General features: G+C 67.1%; 16 protein-coding genes. 12 read left to right on the top strand and 4 right to left on the bottom strand.

Annotated features, from left to right (window positions below; translation table 11 throughout):
• The first annotated feature begins 51 nt into the window (after positions 1-51).
• Both B5520_RS02685 and B5520_RS02680 read left to right on the top strand, forming a co-directional pair.
• Complete coding sequence (locus tag B5520_RS02685) at positions 52-1,395, top strand: M16 family metallopeptidase (RefSeq protein WP_079595495.1); 1,344 nt, start codon at positions 52-54, stop codon at positions 1,393-1,395.
• A 100-nt stretch (positions 1,396-1,495) separates the two neighbouring features.
• Positions 1,496-2,014, top strand: a complete 519-nt coding sequence (locus B5520_RS02680) for a DUF1579 family protein (protein WP_139386199.1) — start codon at positions 1,496-1,498, stop codon at positions 2,012-2,014.
• A 62-nt stretch (positions 2,015-2,076) separates the two neighbouring features.
• On the opposite strand, the gene B5520_RS22955 is transcribed toward B5520_RS02680, so the two are convergent.
• The 3 genes from B5520_RS22955 to moaA all read right to left on the bottom strand — a co-directional run bounded on the left by B5520_RS22955 (position 2,077) and on the right by moaA (position 5,659).
• Positions 2,077-3,996: an HNH endonuclease signature motif containing protein gene (locus B5520_RS22955; protein ID WP_254865444.1), complete on the bottom strand. Its 1,920-nt coding sequence runs from the start codon at positions 3,994-3,996 to the stop codon at positions 2,077-2,079.
• A gap of 274 nt (positions 3,997-4,270) precedes the next feature.
• Positions 4,271-4,537, bottom strand: coding sequence for a MoaD/ThiS family protein (locus B5520_RS02665; RefSeq protein ID WP_079595494.1), 267 nt, complete (start codon positions 4,535-4,537; stop codon positions 4,271-4,273).
• Positions 4,538-4,543: 6 nt separating this feature from the next.
• Entirely contained in the window at positions 4,544-5,659 is a 1,116-nt protein-coding gene (gene moaA / locus B5520_RS02660; RefSeq protein WP_176156738.1) for a GTP 3',8-cyclase MoaA, read from the bottom strand.
• Between the two features lie 314 nt (positions 5,660-5,973).
• On the opposite strand from moaA, the gene B5520_RS02655 reads away from it, so the two are divergent.
• The 7 genes from B5520_RS02655 to B5520_RS02625 all read left to right on the top strand — a co-directional run bounded on the left by B5520_RS02655 (position 5,974) and on the right by B5520_RS02625 (position 11,494).
• A complete protein-coding gene (locus B5520_RS02655) occupies positions 5,974-7,407 on the top strand; it encodes a molybdopterin-dependent oxidoreductase (RefSeq protein ID WP_104443430.1) in 1,434 nt (477 codons plus the stop codon).
• A gap of 23 nt (positions 7,408-7,430) precedes the next feature.
• Positions 7,431-8,696 (top strand): molybdopterin molybdotransferase MoeA, encoded by a 1,266-nt coding sequence (glp, locus tag B5520_RS02650; RefSeq protein WP_079595492.1) that lies wholly within the window; start codon positions 7,431-7,433, stop codon positions 8,694-8,696.
• Positions 8,684-9,178 carry a cyclic pyranopterin monophosphate synthase MoaC gene (gene moaC / locus B5520_RS02645; protein ID WP_079595491.1) on the top strand — a complete coding sequence of 165 codons (495 nt, stop codon included), beginning with the start codon at positions 8,684-8,686 and terminating at the stop codon, positions 9,176-9,178. The genes glp and moaC overlap by 13 nt, the downstream gene beginning before the upstream one ends.
• Positions 9,179-9,189: 11 nt before the next feature.
• Positions 9,190-9,714, top strand: a complete 525-nt coding sequence (locus B5520_RS02640) for a MogA/MoaB family molybdenum cofactor biosynthesis protein (protein ID WP_079595876.1) — start codon at positions 9,190-9,192, stop codon at positions 9,712-9,714.
• Positions 9,704-10,171: a molybdenum cofactor biosynthesis protein MoaE gene (locus B5520_RS02635; protein WP_079595490.1), complete on the top strand. Its 468-nt coding sequence runs from the start codon at positions 9,704-9,706 to the stop codon at positions 10,169-10,171. The genes B5520_RS02640 and B5520_RS02635 overlap by 11 nt, the downstream gene beginning before the upstream one ends.
• Before the next feature lie 69 nt (positions 10,172-10,240).
• Positions 10,241-11,011 carry a 4-hydroxy-tetrahydrodipicolinate reductase gene (gene dapB, locus B5520_RS02630; protein WP_079595489.1) on the top strand — a complete coding sequence of 257 codons (771 nt, stop codon included), beginning with the start codon at positions 10,241-10,243 and terminating at the stop codon, positions 11,009-11,011.
• Between the two features lie 3 nt (positions 11,012-11,014).
• Positions 11,015-11,494 carry a hypothetical protein gene (locus tag B5520_RS02625; protein ID WP_079595488.1) on the top strand — a complete coding sequence of 160 codons (480 nt, stop codon included), beginning with the start codon at positions 11,015-11,017 and terminating at the stop codon, positions 11,492-11,494.
• Between the two features lie 20 nt (positions 11,495-11,514).
• On the opposite strand, the gene B5520_RS02620 is transcribed toward B5520_RS02625, so the two are convergent.
• Entirely contained in the window at positions 11,515-12,750 is a 1,236-nt protein-coding gene (locus B5520_RS02620) for a heparan-alpha-glucosaminide N-acetyltransferase domain-containing protein (protein ID WP_079595487.1), read from the bottom strand.
• A 125-nt stretch (positions 12,751-12,875) separates the two neighbouring features.
• On the opposite strand from B5520_RS02620, the gene B5520_RS02615 reads away from it, so the two are divergent.
• From B5520_RS02615 to dapA, 3 genes are all read left to right on the top strand, one after another.
• Positions 12,876-13,265, top strand: coding sequence for a hypothetical protein (locus tag B5520_RS02615; protein WP_254865443.1), 390 nt, complete (start codon positions 12,876-12,878; stop codon positions 13,263-13,265).
• A 4-nt stretch (positions 13,266-13,269) separates the two neighbouring features.
• The gene (locus B5520_RS02610) at positions 13,270-14,118 is read left to right on the top strand and encodes a carbon-nitrogen hydrolase family protein (protein WP_079595874.1); all 849 of its coding nucleotides are present in this window, start codon (positions 13,270-13,272) and stop codon (positions 14,116-14,118) included.
• 63 nt (positions 14,119-14,181) lie between these two features.
• Positions 14,182-15,090 (top strand): 4-hydroxy-tetrahydrodipicolinate synthase, encoded by a 909-nt coding sequence (gene dapA, locus B5520_RS02605; RefSeq protein ID WP_079595486.1) that lies wholly within the window; start codon positions 14,182-14,184, stop codon positions 15,088-15,090.
• The last annotated feature ends 3 nt before the right edge of the window (positions 15,091-15,093 follow it).

Here is a 15,093-nt window from a genome sequence, read left to right as displayed (position 1 = left end):
CCGCTGTTACGATGGCAGCCAGATCCCGGCTGCCCCTTTTGAAAGGCCTCAATGACTGTTGTACCCCTGCCTCTCGAGCAGAACCATCGCGGCGACACCCTGGTCCACGGTTCCGACGGCGGCTCCGAAGTCCGGCGTTCGGTGCTGCCCGGCGGAGTGCGGGTGCTCACAGAGGCGATGCCCGGGCAGAGGTCGGCCACCATCGGTTTCTGGGTGGGCGTTGGTTCCCGCGACGAGGCCCCGGGCCAGCACGGCTCCACCCACTTCCTTGAACACCTGCTGTTCAAGGGCACCAAGCGCCGCACCGCCCTGGAAATCGCGTCAGCCTTCGACGAGGTGGGCGGCGAGTCCAACGCCGCCACTGCGAAGGAAAGCACCTGCTACTTCGCCCGGGTCCTCGACACGGACCTGCCGATGGCCATCGACGTCATTGCGGACATGATTACCGGCGCGGTTCTGGACCCTGCCGAGATGGAGCAGGAACGGGACGTCATCCTCGAGGAAATCGCCATGGACAGTGACGACCCCACCGACGTCGCCCATGAGCACTTCGTCTCGGCCGTCCTTGGCAGCCACCCCCTGGGCCGGCCCATCGGCGGAACCCCCGCCGCGATCAAGGCCGTTGCCCGCGACTCCGTCTGGGAGCACTACCGACGCTACTACCGGCCGGATGAACTCGTGATCACCGCGGCCGGCGGGCTGGACCACGACGTCGTCTGCGACCTTGTGGTTGACGCCCTTGAATCGGCCGGCTGGTCCCTGGAGACGAACGCCTCACCCGTGAAGCGCCGCTCAACCGAACGCGCCCTCATCACCGGTACCGCCGGTCTGCAGGTGGTCAAGCGCGCTGTGGAGCAGGCCAACATCATCATGGGCTGCCCCACCATCGTCGCGACCGACGACCGCCGCTACGTGATGAGCGTCCTGAACGCTGTCCTGGGCGGAGGCATGTCCTCCAGGCTGTTCCAGGAGATCCGTGAAAAGCGTGGCCTGGTCTACTCCACCTATTCGTTTGCATCTTCCTACGCTGATGCCGGCTACTTCGGCATGTACGCCGGGTGCACGCCGTCCAAGGTGCGGCAGGTGCTGGACCTGCTGGGCGTTGAGCTGGACAAGCTTGCGGAGCACGGCATCTCCGACGACGAGCTCCGCAAAGCGGTCGGCCAGCTGTGCGGCGGCATCGTGCTTGCCTTGGAGGACACCGGTTCACGGATGTCCCGCCTGGGCCGTGCAGAACTCGTTTCCGGTGAGTACCAGGACATTGACGAAACGCTCCGTCTCATCAAGGCGGTGACTGCCGAGCAGGTCCAGGACCTGGCAGCCGAGCTCGCGGCGGCCCCGCGGACAGTTACTGTGGTTGGCCCATTCGAGGAAACGGAAACCTTCGGTCTCTGACCTTCACAACGAAGTCACACGCGTTGAGCCTGCGCGGGCTTACGATGGGGCCATCCGTCGTTGCTGCGCGGTGTGGGAACTGGTGTGAGGGGTGGAACGCATGAGTGAAACCCCTTCGCCCCATGATCACCCGGCACTGTCCAGCCTCCTCGGCCACTGGCGCGGGAGCACGCGCCTGGCTGCTGGCCCGTGGGGACCGGAACGTACCGTGGAAGCGGACGTTACCTACCTGCGGGTGGCCAGTGGGTTCGGCGTTGTGCAAACATATAGCCACCGTGAGCCGGACGGGACGCACTTCGAAGGCCACGGCATGTTCACGGTGGACCCTGACCATCCTGATGTTCTCTGGTACCACGCGGACACCACAGGTCCGGTGCCGGCGGTTCCGGACCGCTGCACCTGGCGAGGGGGTGTCCTTCGGGTGGAGCGCCACGGCAGTGCCGGCTGGACCCGCCACTCAGTGCGCCTTGACGGTGACGTCCTGATACATGTGACGGAGCTCCGTTCGCGCGAGCCTTCCAGGACGCAACCCGGCGGCGGGAGCGCTGAAAATGCCGGCGCTGATGGCACAGGCTCGACTTACACGCTGTTCATGACCTCAACGTTCACGCGGGCCTGACGGCCGAAGTTCCCGAGGACACTTTCTGATGAGCCAGGTGCCTGGTTCACGCCAGTACGGATTCACGTCAGGACCGGAATACAGTTCCCCGAGTCCCAGTTTTCCAGGGCCATGTCCTTTTGCGGGTCCGGTGGGAGGACGATGGGCATGGCGTAGAAGTCGTCCCACGCGGGGTCGTAGGGTGCGATGTCGTCGGCGTCGATGAGGTTGTTGTCTTCTGGTTCTTCACAGGGTGGTTCCAGCAGGTGCGGCACGTTATTCATTTCCTGAACCAGTATGTTGTCCGGCCAGATGGTTTGTTCCCGGTCGGGTTGTTCGCTGGTGTAGTGGCGGCCGGTGGGTGAGGTCCAGCCTGGTGGTTTGGTTCTTGTTGCTTCTGTGGGTGTCCAGCCGCTGTTGTGTTTGAGGCGGTGGTGCTTTGGGCAGAGTTGTGCCAGGTTGCTGATGCCGGTTGTTCCGCCGTCTTGCCACGCGGTGAGGTGGTCGGCGTCGTTGTCCAGGGCGTTGTTGTTGCAGCCGGGGAAGGTGCATTTGCCGTCCCGGAGGGCCAGGGCTTGTCGCATCGCTTTGGTGATCCGGTAGCTGGTGCGGCCTATTTCTAGGGGTGCTCCGTCGCGTGGATCGACGAGGACGCGGGTGAAGGAATCCGCGCCTTCCGTGAGGAGTTTGCGGGCCATGGACGCGGGGATGGGGCCGTAACCGTCGAGGCCGGCGGGTTCGTCGGTATGGCCGAACAGGGCGAACACGGGGACGGTGACGATGACGTCCGCCCGCGGGGTCGGAATCTTCCCGACTTCCGGGTCGCCGAGAAACGCGCGGGTTGCGGGATCGCTAAGGCTCATGGTTCCGTGGTCGCCGGCGCTGCCCGCCTCCATGGATACTGCTGCCAGGGCGTCGGGGATGCCGAGGTCTGCTGCTGGTTCGTCGGACCCATCGAGCGTGGCAAGCCCGATGAACCCTTCGGGGAGTTGTTGGACAGCTGCACGGTTGTCATGGGAAGCCCGCCCGGGGGTGCGGATGCCGGTGTGGCAGGCGCCCGCGCTGTTGGTGTCCGGGATCCTGTCGTCCGCCCAGCTGGCCCCCGCCCAGCTGGCCCCCGCCCCGCTGACCCCCGCCCCGCTGGTCCCCGCGGTGCGGCCAGCCGCCGTGGCGGCGGTGCCGGTGCTGAGGAGGCGGCGGGTGAACTCGTCAGCTTTGATCTGAGTAAGGGTTCGGGTTTCGTTGGGGCCTTGCAGGCCGCGGGCGATGGCCGTGGTTCTGTTCCAGGCCGCCAACGCGGAGTCGGCCGGGAGGTAGGCCGAGATCCAGGCCATGCCGTCCCGGTCAGGGGTGAATTCGACCCGCCGGTCCGCAACACCCTTGGCATGCCGTTTCTCGATTGACTCCGGATGATGCCGTTGCCGCCAAGCCCGTACCTTTGACCTCAACCGTGAAGGCACCAGCTGCCCAGCCGGACAGCCCCGCGCAGGATTCGGCGCATCCGGGTCCAGGAAATGATCCGCCAAGGCCATAGCGCCGGCGTGGTCCAGGTTCTCGGTTTCGTCGGCGATGACCCGGGCGTGCTGCCATGAGAGGGATCCGGTGGACAGCGCCTCAAAGGCGGTAGGCAGCGAGCACACCCGACGGGACTGGGCCAGGAACGCGGCCGCTGCCCCGGAGCTGACGGTCAGGATCCCGGCGATTTCTTCCACTGCCGATATTTCCGCGTAGGTCCGGTCGTGGGTGGAGGCGCCGGGCGGCGTCATGGCCTGGTGCAGGTCGAGGCACTGGACGGCATCGCGGGCCTTGAGCGCGGCGACCTGCGCCTCGAGTCGCTTTTCCAGGCCCAGCCGCTCCAACCGGTTCCGGTAGAACCGGTCCAGCAGATCAATGCCGTCGCCGCCATCAGCCCCCAGTGAAGCAGCCGCAAGGGCTTCCTCTTCAAGGAACAGCGCGTTGATGGCAGCCGTGGTGGCAAAAATACCCTCCATTGGTGCTGCCATGGCCGCGCCGTTACCCATACAAGAATCATCGCGGGAGGCACTGACAATTTGTGGTGGAGCAGCTGCGACGGCAGGAAACAGCGCTGTCCCGTCAGCTCCGGAGCCCCTGCCGTTTCCCATACAGGAATCATCGCGGGAGGCACTGACATTCTGGCCGCCAGCACTCCGTCCGGCGGATCCGCGGCATGACCAAGGCGCGGATATGCCACGGGCCGCTGGGAAATCGAGCCGCTACGGAAACCGCCCACTATAGAAATACGGCGCGGTGAGGGCTTTATCCGCCGGCGAACGGAGGCAGCACGTCAACCACATCATCGGGTCCCACAACGGTTGACTGGTCGCGCACCGCCACCTCGTTGAGCAGGAAGCTGCTGCGCGACAGGATGCGGGCCAGCGGGGGAGTTCCGGCAGGCGGTTCGGGGCGCTCCACGGACAGGACGGCTTCGAGCAGCGCCGCCACGGTAGCGCCTTCCGGCAGGTCGAACTTTTCTTCCTCAACACCCGCAGCAGCGCGCGCCGCAGCGAAGTAACGTACATTCATCACAATTCAGCCCCCGATGGCGCTCATGCTGCGGTCCGGCTGGACGAAGTCCGGAGCGTCAAGTCCCACGTGGTCCATGCCGTGGGCCTTTGGTTTGATCCACATGGCATCCTGCCACCGCCGTGCCAGGTCATCGTCGCCGGCACCTGACCGCAGGAGGCCCAGGAGGTCGAACTCCTCCCGTGAGAACAGGCAGCTCATGATCTTGCCCTCGGCGGTAATCCGGGTGCGGCGGCAGTCCGAGCAGAACGGCTCCGTCACTGAGGCGATAATTCCTACGGTTCCCAGCACGGGACCGGTGGCATCAGGGGTCCCGGCCACCCGGCGTCGTACTTCAAAGCGTTCGGCAGGGGCGCCGTCACGGGCCCGGGGATCCGGGGTGAGGACGAAGTCGGCGGACAGCAGGCTGCGGATCTCCGCCGCCGTGATCATATTCCGCCGCGTCCAGCCGTGGTCGGCATCCAGCGGCATCTGTTCGATGAAGCGCAGCTCGTACCCGCGCCCCAGCGCCCAGGCGAGCAGCGACGGCGCTTCGGCATCATTGATGCCCCGCATCAGCACTGCATTGAGCTTGACCGGGCCCAGCCCGGCCGCCCACGCGGCATCCACGCCGGCCAGGACCTGGTCCAGGAACGGCCGGCGGGTCAGTTTGGTGAAAGTTTCCTCGTGCAGGGAGTCCAGCGACACGTTGATGCGCGTCAACCCGGCAGCCTTCAGGGAGGCCGCCTTCTTGGCCAGGCCCACAGCGTTGGTTGTCATGGAAATGGGCAGGGCGGGATGGTTGCGACGCAGTTCCGTGATGATGCCCACCAGGTCGTGCCGGACCAGCGGTTCGCCGCCGGTGAGCCGCAGTTCGCGGACGCCGAGGTGGTCCACACCGATCCGGACAATCCGGACAATCTCGTCGGCTGTCATGACGGCCTGCTTCGCGAGCCATTCCAGCCCCTCGGCGGGCATGCAGTACGTGCAGCGGAGGTTGCATTTGTCCGTGAGGGACAGCCGCATGTCGGTGGCCCGGCGCCCGTAGCGGTCCACAAGCCCGGCCCCGGCATCCGCCGGGCGGGCAGCCGGGACCGACCGGTCATCCTCCCGGGGCTGCGGCATTCCTAGCTGGACAGTCATGAATTCAGGCTACGCCACGATAGGCCGTAGATCACACCGATGACCACGGAGTGGGCTGCAGGCAAAATCCCCTGCGGGCCGGCGCTCCCCGCCGGCCGCGAACCTATGCTGGAGGTGTGAACAGCTCCCAGCCACAGCAGGAAACGCACGACGGCGGCATGGGCCTTGGGGAGCGCACCGGCAGTCTCCGGCACCAAGAGTTGACGCAACGCTCCCGGCGCCGCTTTGCGGCGGCCGCCGGTGCTGTCGCGGTGGGTGCCGCTGTGGTGGCAGGGGAGCTCCTGGCGGGAGCGTTCAGCCCCTCACTCTCACCGATGACGGCGGTGGGCGGCGCCGTCATCGACGCTGTTCCGCCCGGCGTCAAGGATTGGGCCGTGGCGCTGTTCGGGACGGCGGACAAGGTTGCCCTCCTGGTGGGCATGGGGCTGGTCATCGCAGCCCTGGCCGCACTGGCCGGAGCTGCGGAAGACCGGCGTCGCTACGCCGGCGTGGTGATTGTTGGCGTGTTCGGGCTGGTGGGAGTGGCGGCGGTCCTGACGCGTGCCCACTTGACGCCCGTAGCCCTGGCCCTGCCGCTCGTTACCGCGATCGTTGGTGCACTTCTGCTGGGATACCTGATCCGCGGACTGCAGGAATGGGCCGGCCAGGCGCGTGACAGCGCCGTTGCGCCCGGAACCGCACGTCGGCGCTTCCTGCAAAACCTGGCCGGAGGTGCGGCAGCCACGGTGATCGGCGGGATCCTGGCAGGTATGTGGCGCGGCGCCACTGCCGGTGTCAGCGAAGCGAGGGAACGTGTGAAGCTTCCGAGGGCCGCATCGCCGGCGCCGCCCATCCCTGCCGGAGCTGAAGCCGGGCTGGACGGGATGCAGCCACTGGTCACTCCCAACCGTGACTTCTACCGGATCGATACCGCCTTGTCCGTGCCGGCGGTCAATCCCGACACCTGGGTCCTGAAAGTCACCGGCATGGTGGACCGCGAGATCGAATTGGACCTCGCCGGGCTCCTGGCCAAACCCCTGATCGAACGGCATGTGACCATCGCCTGCGTGTCCAACACGGTGGGAGGGGACCTGATCGGCAACGCCCGCTGGCTGGGCTGGCCCGTGCGCGAACTGCTGGCCCTGGCAGGCCCGCAGCCGGGCGCCGACATGGTGCTTTCGCGCAGCACCGACGGCTGGACTGCCGGTACCCCGCTGGACGTGCTCACGGACAGCAGGGACGCCCTGCTGGCCGTGGGCATGAACGGCGAGCCCCTGCCGCTCGAACACGGATTCCCCGTCCGCTTGGTGGTGCCGGGGCTGTACGGGTACGTCTCCGCGACAAAGTGGGTCACCGAACTCAAAGTCACCAGGTTCGCCGACGATGCCGCCTACTGGACACCCCGGGGCTGGTCCGAACGGGGGCCCATCAAGATGTCGTCCAGGATCGATGTGCCCCCGGGCGGGCGGCGGTCCGTGGCGCCGGGGACGGTGATGTTCGGTGGCGTCGCCTGGGCGCAGCATACGGGCATCAAAAAAGTGGAGCTTCGCATCAACCGCGGGCCGTGGCGGGAAGCCGGCCTTGCCCCCGGTATTTCCGTGGATACCTGGTACCAATGGAAGCTCGGGGTGGACCTTACCCCGGGGCAGTACGAAGTCCAGGTCCGCGCCACCGACCTTCGCGGCACCGCGCAGGACGAGCAGGCAAGGCCGGTCGCGCCGGACGGAGCCACGGGGTTCCACACCGTTAGAGTGGACGTGAAATCCTGACGGCCGCAACCGAAGGCGTACCTATGACCAGCCCGCACCCGCACGGCCACCTCCATGAAGCAGTGCACCGGGACGCCGCCCACCGGGCCCGGTCCATCGCCGACCACCTCGCAGCCGTCACAGAACTCCTCCGCCCCCTGGGAGCACAGGCACGCACCGAGGTCCTGCCCCTGTCCCAAGCCCTGGGCAGGGGCCTCGTGCACGGTGTCCTGGCGCCGGTGAGCCTCCCTCCCTTCGCCAATTCCCAGATGGACGGCTACGCCATCCGGTGCAGCGACGTGCCCGGCGGCGGCGCAGAGTTGCGTGTCGCAGCCCCCGTTCCGGCCGGGACCGGGGCAGTCGCGCTGGCACCGGGAATGGCAGCCCCCATCATGACAGGTGCCATGATCCCGGCGGGGGCTGACGCCGTCGTACCTATTGAACGGGCTGTTCCGGACCGCTTCCTTGCCCCAGGGGAGGAAGCGGCAGTGCAGCTGCCGGCCACGGAACCGGGAACATTTGTCCGTGCGGCCGGAAGCGATATCGCTGCGGGGGAGCGGGCCCTGGCTGCCGGCACGTTCCTGGGGCCGGCACAGCTGGGGCTGCTCGCCGCCCTCGGCATCCCGGAGGTGACGGTGTACCAAACCGTCAGGGTGCTGCTGGTGACGACCGGGGACGAGGTGGTGGAACCGGGCCTGGAACTGTCCGCCGGCAAGATCTATGACGCGAACGGGACGCTCCTGGAAACGGCCATGAAGCAGGCTGGTCTGCGGGTCCTGCGCGCCGGGATTTCCACCGACAACCCCGAGGAACTGCAGAACCTGCTGCGGAGCCAGGGCGTGGACGCAGACCTGATTGTCACCACCGGCGGGGTGAGCAAGGGCGCCTACGAAGTGGTGCGGCAGGCGATGGCGGACCAGCCGGTCGACTTCCTGCACGTGGCCATGCAGCCCGGCGGCCCGCAGGGGATCGGGACCTTCGACGGCATCCCGTTCCTTGGCTTCCCGGGAAACCCCGTCAGCTGCCTGGTCTCCTTCGAAATGTTCCTCCGCCCCGCACTCTCAGCGCTGCTCGGCGCACCGGCACCACGGCTGCCTCTCCGCGCCCGGCTCCGCCACGCGCTCACGTCGCCGGAACACAAGCATCAGGTGCGGCGCGGCAGCCTCCAGGCGGACGGCACAGTGCAGCTCGAAGGCGGCGAAAGCTCGCACCTCATGCACGCCCTGGCCGGATCCAACGCACTCGTCCATGTGCCCGAAGGAGTATCCGCGCTCGCCGCCGGTGATGAGGTGGAAGTATGGATGCTGTGAATTCAGAACAGACCCCCGCCGCGCTGACGCACCTGCGCCAGGACGGCAGTGCCCAGATGGTGGACGTCTCCGCCAAGGCAGAAACCACCCGCGAGGCCACGGCCACCGCCACTGTCCGGACCACGCCGGAGGTGATGGCCCTCCTCGGTTCCGGCGGCCTTCCCAAGGGAGACGCCTTGGCCGTCGCACGGGTGGCCGGCATCATGGCGGCCAAAAAGACCCCGGAGCTGATCCCGCTGTGCCATCCGCTGCCGCTCTCCAAAGTGACGGTGGACTTCGAGTTGGCAGCGGACTTCGTCGCCATCCTGGCAACCGTGAAAACCCGTGGCGTCACCGGCGTGGAAATGGAAGCACTCACCGCGGCGTCCGTGGCCGCCCTGAGTGTGTACGACATGATCAAGGCCGTGGACAAGCATGCGGTCCTTACCGAAATCAAGGTGCTGGCCAAGAGCGGCGGCAAGAGCGGAGACTGGGCACTGTGACCACCCCGAGCATCCCCACGACGTACGGTGCCCCCGAGCCGCACCGGCACGGTGACGTGCAGGGCCGGAAAGCCGGCGTGGTCATCGCGTCCACCCGGGCGGCCGCAGGGATTTACGACGACGAAACCGGCCCCGTGATCACCGACTGGCTGACCGAACACGGCTTTGACGTGTTCCCGGCCATGGTGGTCCCCGACGGCGAGCCCGTGGGGGCCGCCATCCGGGCGCTGCTGACCCAGCGTCCCGCCGTCGTGGTCACCAGCGGCGGCACGGGCCTGAGCCCGGATGACCGCACCCCCGATGTCACCCTGCCCCTGCTTGACCGGGAGATTCCCGGGATCATGGAGGCCATCAGGCGCGCCGGTGCGGCCAAAACGCCGCTTGCCGCCTTGAGCCGCGGTTACGCGGGCGCCGCGGGAAGCACGTTCATCATCAATCTGCCCGGATCACCGAAAGGGGTCATGGACGGACTAAGCGTCCTGGACCCGGTGATCGGGCACCTCTGCGACCAGCTGGAAGGCGGACATGGGCACTGAATCAGCATTCGAGGTAGTTTCTGCAGTCCTGAGCGCGGAACCCATCTCCGTGGACCAGGCCATCGCCGCCGTGGAAAGCGACACCGCCGGCGCCGTGGTCAGCTTCAGCGGCGTGGTGCGCAACCACGACGGCGGAAAGCCGGTTGACCGCCTCAGCTACAGCGCGCACCCCACGGCACACCAGGTGATGGCCGACGTCGTCGCGCGGCTCGTAGCGGAGCAGCAGGCATCCGGAACCGAAACTGACACCCCGCCGGTCCGCATCTGGGCCGCGCACCGCATTGGCATGCTGGAGATCGGCGATCCCGCCCTGGTGTGTGCCGTTTCCGCTGCCCACCGCGGCCAGGCCTTTGCCGTGTGCTCGGAACTGGTGGACCGGATCAAGGAACAGGTGCCCATCTGGAAAGAACAGTTCTTTTCAGACGGAACCGTGGAATGGGTGGGCGCGGGAAGCTAACGCTTCCTGCGAGGTAACGCACGCCTCCCGGTTCCTTGGCGTGCGCGGCACGCCGGTAGGCTTAACGCCATGACCGAACAACTTCCCGATCCCAAACTGGTGGCCGTCCTGGGCGCCAACGGACGCATGGGCGCCGAAGCCGTAAAAGCCGTTGAAGCCGCCCCCGACATGAAGCTGGTCGCAGCCTTGGGGAGGGGCGATTCGCTGGAGCAGGTGACCGCTTCCGGTGCCCAATTCCTGGTTGACCTGACCGTCCCGGAAAGCACCGAGGCGAACGTCCGCTTCGCCGTCGAACACGGCATCCACGCCGTCGTGGGCACCACGGGCTGGGACGCCGGCCGCCTGTCCGCGCTGGAAGCACTGCTGGCGGAACACCCGGAAACCGGCGTGCTGATCGCGCCCAACTTTGCCCTGGGCTCGGTGCTGGCATCCGCGTTCGCCGCGAAAGCCTCAAAGTACTTCGAATCCGTGGAAATTATTGAGCTGCACCACCCGGACAAAGTGGACGCGCCGTCCGGCACGGCTGTCCGGACCGCGCAATTGATCGCTGCCGAGCGCAGCGCAGCCCAGGTCCCGCCAAGCCCGGACGCCACCACCAGCGAAGCGCCCGGCGCCAGGGGCTGCGAGGTGGACGGCGTTCGGGTCCACAGCGTGCGGCTCCGCGGGCTCGTGGCACACCAGGAAGTACTCCTGGGCGGTCCCGGCGAGCAGCTGACCCTCCGCCACGATTCCTTCGACCGTGCTTCCTTTATGCCCGGCGTCCTCCTCGGCGTACGCAACGTGGCACGCCACCCGGGCCTCACGGTGGGCCTGGACGGCTACCTGGACCTGGGGCTTTAGACCGTGGGCAGGTTCCTCGCGGCCTTCCGGCAGAACCGCACCAAGATCTGGGTGGGGGCGGTGACGCTGCTGCTGGTCTTCTACCTGGTGGTGTCCTTCCAGCGCTCGGTCCTTCTCCTGACGGACAGCAACCTGGCCGCACAGGCCATCGGGGCCGCCTACCTGGTGCTACCCGTCATTGGTGCCTGGGCCCTGATCCGCGAGCTGATGTTCGGTGCCCGCACCGAACAGATGGCAAAGGTCCTGGAGGCTGAAGGCGGGCTGCCCGTGGACGAACTGCCGCGCACCCCCGCCGGACGGATTGTCCGTGCAGCTGCGGATGCCGAGTTTGAAAAGTACCGCGCGGAGGCGGAGGCTGCCCCCGACGACTGGCGTTCCTGGTTCCGGCTGAGCTGCGCCTACGACGCTGCAGGCGACCGCAAACGGGCCAGGGCGTCCATGCGCGACGCCGTCCGGCTGTTCCAGGGCAAGGTTCCCGCCTAGTCGGGGCCGGGGGTCCTGCCCTACCGGAGGGCTTTGGCCTGTCCCTTGCCCACCTGGCTGGCTGCATGCCCCAGCCATTCCAGCGGGCCGCGCCACTTCAGCAGGACGAACACCATGCCCACTATGATGGCGGTGGCCGCATGGGCGAAGTACATCCCGTCCTCGGTCCATACGGCAGGCAGCGGCTTCAGGTAGAAACCTGAAACCACCCAGACGTGGACGGTGTACAGGGTGAGGGTCATGGCCCCGGCTCCGCGCAGCGGCAGCAGCAGGTCCAGGTCCACCCACTCGGCAAGCCGGCCCAGAAGCAGGCACGCACCGATCACTGCCGCCGCCACCGCCGAGGTGTGCAGCAGGTCCAGCGTGGTTCCCGAATGCGGGGCCGCAGATGCCAGCCACCACCATGATCCTTCCTGCGGGATCCCGGTCAGGTTGACCTGCAGGACGCTGTCCAGGGGGTAACCCGGCGAATTCAGGATCGCTTCCAAGGCAGCCCTGCCGCCCCAGTTCTCCATGGCCATCACGCCCAGGGCCTTTGCCGCGACAGCCACTGCCGTTCCCGCCACCAGCAGCACCACCGGAACCAGCGCCTTGGTGAGCATCAGCCTGCCGATGACAAGCCCCACCAGCAGGTACGACAGCCACTGGAACACCGGGTAGTAACCGGTAAAGAACAGGTCGGCGAGCAGGCGGGAGGGAGTGGCCAGATCCTCCCAGGACGGGTTGTGCCCCAGCTTCAGGGGAGGCTCCGCGGCGAGCAGCCATGGCCGCAGGAGGTAGGCCAGCACCGGGGACGCCAGGATCCAGCCGGCGGCCCAGGCGCAGAGGCGTTTGATCTCCAGGCCCAGGAAGGGCAGGACGCAGAGGAACAGTACGGCGTAATGGACCAGGATGATGGCCAGGTTCACTTCCACGCCGCCCAGGGTGAGCCCGACGGCGGCAATCACCAGGGCGCGCAAGGCCACGCCGCGCCGGGCTGCTGACAGTTCCGGACCGGCCAGGGGCTTGTGCTTCCCGGTGGACAGCGCCAATCCCACCCCCGCCAGCACCGCGAACAGGGCGGCCGCCCGACCGGAGAATGTCAGGCCGATCCATGTAGGCGTGAGATCGGCGTTCGACTCGAAGGTGGGCAGCAGGTGCGTGGCCATCATGCCCAACAGGGCAAGCCCGCGGGCAGCGTCAATACCTTGCAGCCGTGCCTGAACGGACGGTCCTGCCGTCTTCCGGGATGCTCTGGCGGGAGTGCGGGACGTCATGACCAGATAGTCTCACACCTGCCTATGAACCCTTCTGTCAAGAGCTGAAGAGCCCCGGCCGGAGGCCTCCTACGGCCGACGCGGAACTCTTGTGTTCGAATATATGTTCGAATAGGATGGGCGGCATGCACACCCCATCACACGGAACCCCCGGCGCCGGACGGGACAGTTCCGAGCCCGGCAGCACCGGACTCCTGAAGGCCATGAGCCCGGGCGTCGTGGACTTCCTCTTCCGGCAGCTGGTCGCCGGACGGCCTGCAGAAGACATCCAGTGGGAACAGGAAGGCATCAGCCTGTCCTCCCAGCCCGAGGGCGCCGAGCTTGCGCGCCGCCTCGCCGAAACGGACATCGACGCACTCACTCCGCTGGAGTTGTTCCACTACGTCAGGGCAGCCCAGCGGCTGGCCGACTGGGCTGAGGGCCTGAGGCAGGCCGCGGTGGGCCGGTACTGCCATGCGCCGGGGGAAGTGCCGAGGGAGGGAGGGGGCCCGCCGCCTGATGAACTCCTAGGATGAAGTGGTGACCGAGACACTCCCTGTTGCCGTCGTCCAATATGAACCCGTCCGTTCTGAAGGCGTCGCCGGGCACGAGCACGAACACGTCCGGCACACATCTTTCCGGCGCGGGTCGGTGGCCGGGGAAATCCAGGAAAATGTCGCGGAGCATGTGCGCCTCATCGAGGATGCCGATGCCCACGGTTCCCGGCTGGTCCTCTTCCCTGAACTGTCCCTGACCGGTTACCGCCTGGACCAGCTCGCGGCCCCGGACTCATGGCTGACAACCGATGACTCCCGCCTCAGCCCCGTCCGTGAAATCTGCCGCCGGACGGGAATCACCGCTGTGGTGGGCGCTCCCTTCCGGGAAGCCGACGGTACCAAGCGGCTGGCCTCGCTGGTACTGCACCCGGACGGCAGTACCGAAACAGCATTCAAGACCCACCTGCACGGCCAGGAGCGGGACCTGTTCGTACCGGGAAACGGAGCAGGCCTCATCGAGGTGGACGGCTGGCGGATCGCCCTGGCACTGTGCTTTGATGCCGCCGTTCCGGCCCATGCCGCCATGGCCGCCGACGCCGGGGCGGACGTGTACTGCGTCTCCGCGCTGTACACCAGAAGCGAGGAGCACCGGCTTGCCCTGCATCTCGGCGCCCGTGCCATGGACTGCCGCATGTTTACGCTCCTCGCCAACCTGGGCGGCAGTACGACAGTGGGGGAGTCCTGCGGACTGAGCGGCGTGTGGAGTCCCCACGGCCTGCCCCTGGCGAGTGCGTCAGGAACGCGGACCGAAGTGGTGACCTGCCTCCTGCAAAGGAGCGTCGTGACGAGATACCGGACCATCCGTGGCGTTTCGACGCCCGGCAACCCCTAATTTGACGTTCATCACGCCCGTGGCATTGTCCTAACCAGCCGGGGACAGGGTAACGTTTTTTCCATGGCTGACTCTTCCGCGCACATCCCTGCCCTCGGTACCCTCCTGACCGCCATGGTCACGCCGTTCACCAAGGACGGCGCCGTGGACTACGAGCAGGCAGCGGCACTGGCCACCAAACTGGTGGACGACGGCTGCGACGGCCTGGTGGTCACCGGAACCACCGGCGAGACCTCCACCCTCACGGACGAAGAGAACCTGGGCATGTTCCGGGCCGTCAAGGAAGCCGTGGGCGGACGGGCGGCCATCATCGCCGGCACCGGAACCAACGACACCGCACACTCCGTGCACCTGTCCCAGCAGGCCGCAGCCCTCGGCGTCGACGGCCTCCTGCTGGTCACCCCGTACTACAACAAGCCCAGCCAGGCAGGCGTCCGCGCCCACTTCGAAACGGTCGCCTCCGCCGTCGACGTGCCCGTCATGCTGTACGACATCCCGGGCCGCTCCTCCATCGCGATCGAACCCGACACGATGATCCGCCTGGCGCAGCACCCCAACATCGTGGCCGTCAAGGACGCCAAGGCCGACTTCGTCGCCGCCACCCGCGTCATGGCCGAAACGGACCTCCTCTTCTACTCCGGCGATGACGGACTGACCCTTCCCTGGATGGCGCTGGGTGCCGTGGGACTGGTGGGCGTCACAACGCACGTGGCCACGCGGCGCTTCCGCGAACTCATCGATGCCGTCAACGCCAACGACCTCGGAACCGCCCGGAAGATCAACTTCGAACTCCAGCCGGTAGTCCGCGCCACCATGACCCGCGTCCAGGGTGCCGTGGCGGCCAAGCAGATTCTTAAATGGCAGGGAGTCCTGCCCAACTCGATTGTCCGTTTGCCCCTCGTGGAGCCGGACGAAGCCGAGATCGAAATCATCCGCGGGGATTTGGCGGAAGCGGGGCTGGTCTACTCCTGACGG

Source organism: Arthrobacter sp. P2b, from assembly GCF_900168295.1.
Taxonomy (GTDB): Bacteria; Actinomycetota; Actinomycetes; order Actinomycetales; family Micrococcaceae; genus Arthrobacter.
The sequence above is the reverse complement of the archived record's forward strand: the minus strand, read 5'-3'. Positions and strand labels throughout refer to the sequence as shown.

Coding starts and splice junctions, on each gene's coding strand:
- B5520_RS02685 (WP_079595495.1), top strand. CDS start 52: ATGACTGTTGTACCCCTGCCTCTCGAGCAGAACCATCGCGGCGACACC.
- B5520_RS02680 (WP_139386199.1), top strand. CDS start 1,496: ATGAGTGAAACCCCTTCGCCCCATGATCACCCGGCACTGTCCAGCCTC.
- B5520_RS22955 (WP_254865444.1), bottom strand. CDS start 3,996: ATGGCAGCACCAATGGAGGGTATTTTTGCCACCACGGCTGCCATCAAC.
- B5520_RS02665 (WP_079595494.1), bottom strand. CDS start 4,537: ATGAATGTACGTTACTTCGCTGCGGCGCGCGCTGCTGCGGGTGTTGAG.
- moaA (WP_176156738.1), bottom strand. CDS start 5,659: ATGACTGTCCAGCTAGGAATGCCGCAGCCCCGGGAGGATGACCGGTCG.
- B5520_RS02655 (WP_104443430.1), top strand. CDS start 5,974: ATGACGGCGGTGGGCGGCGCCGTCATCGACGCTGTTCCGCCCGGCGTC.
- glp (WP_079595492.1), top strand. CDS start 7,431: ATGACCAGCCCGCACCCGCACGGCCACCTCCATGAAGCAGTGCACCGG.
- moaC (WP_079595491.1), top strand. CDS start 8,684: ATGGATGCTGTGAATTCAGAACAGACCCCCGCCGCGCTGACGCACCTG.
- B5520_RS02635 (WP_079595490.1), top strand. CDS start 9,704: ATGGGCACTGAATCAGCATTCGAGGTAGTTTCTGCAGTCCTGAGCGCG.
- dapB (WP_079595489.1), top strand. CDS start 10,241: ATGACCGAACAACTTCCCGATCCCAAACTGGTGGCCGTCCTGGGCGCC.
- B5520_RS02620 (WP_079595487.1), bottom strand. CDS start 12,750: ATGACGTCCCGCACTCCCGCCAGAGCATCCCGGAAGACGGCAGGACCG.
- B5520_RS02615 (WP_254865443.1), top strand. CDS start 12,876: ATGCACACCCCATCACACGGAACCCCCGGCGCCGGACGGGACAGTTCC.
- dapA (WP_079595486.1), top strand. CDS start 14,182: ATGGCTGACTCTTCCGCGCACATCCCTGCCCTCGGTACCCTCCTGACC.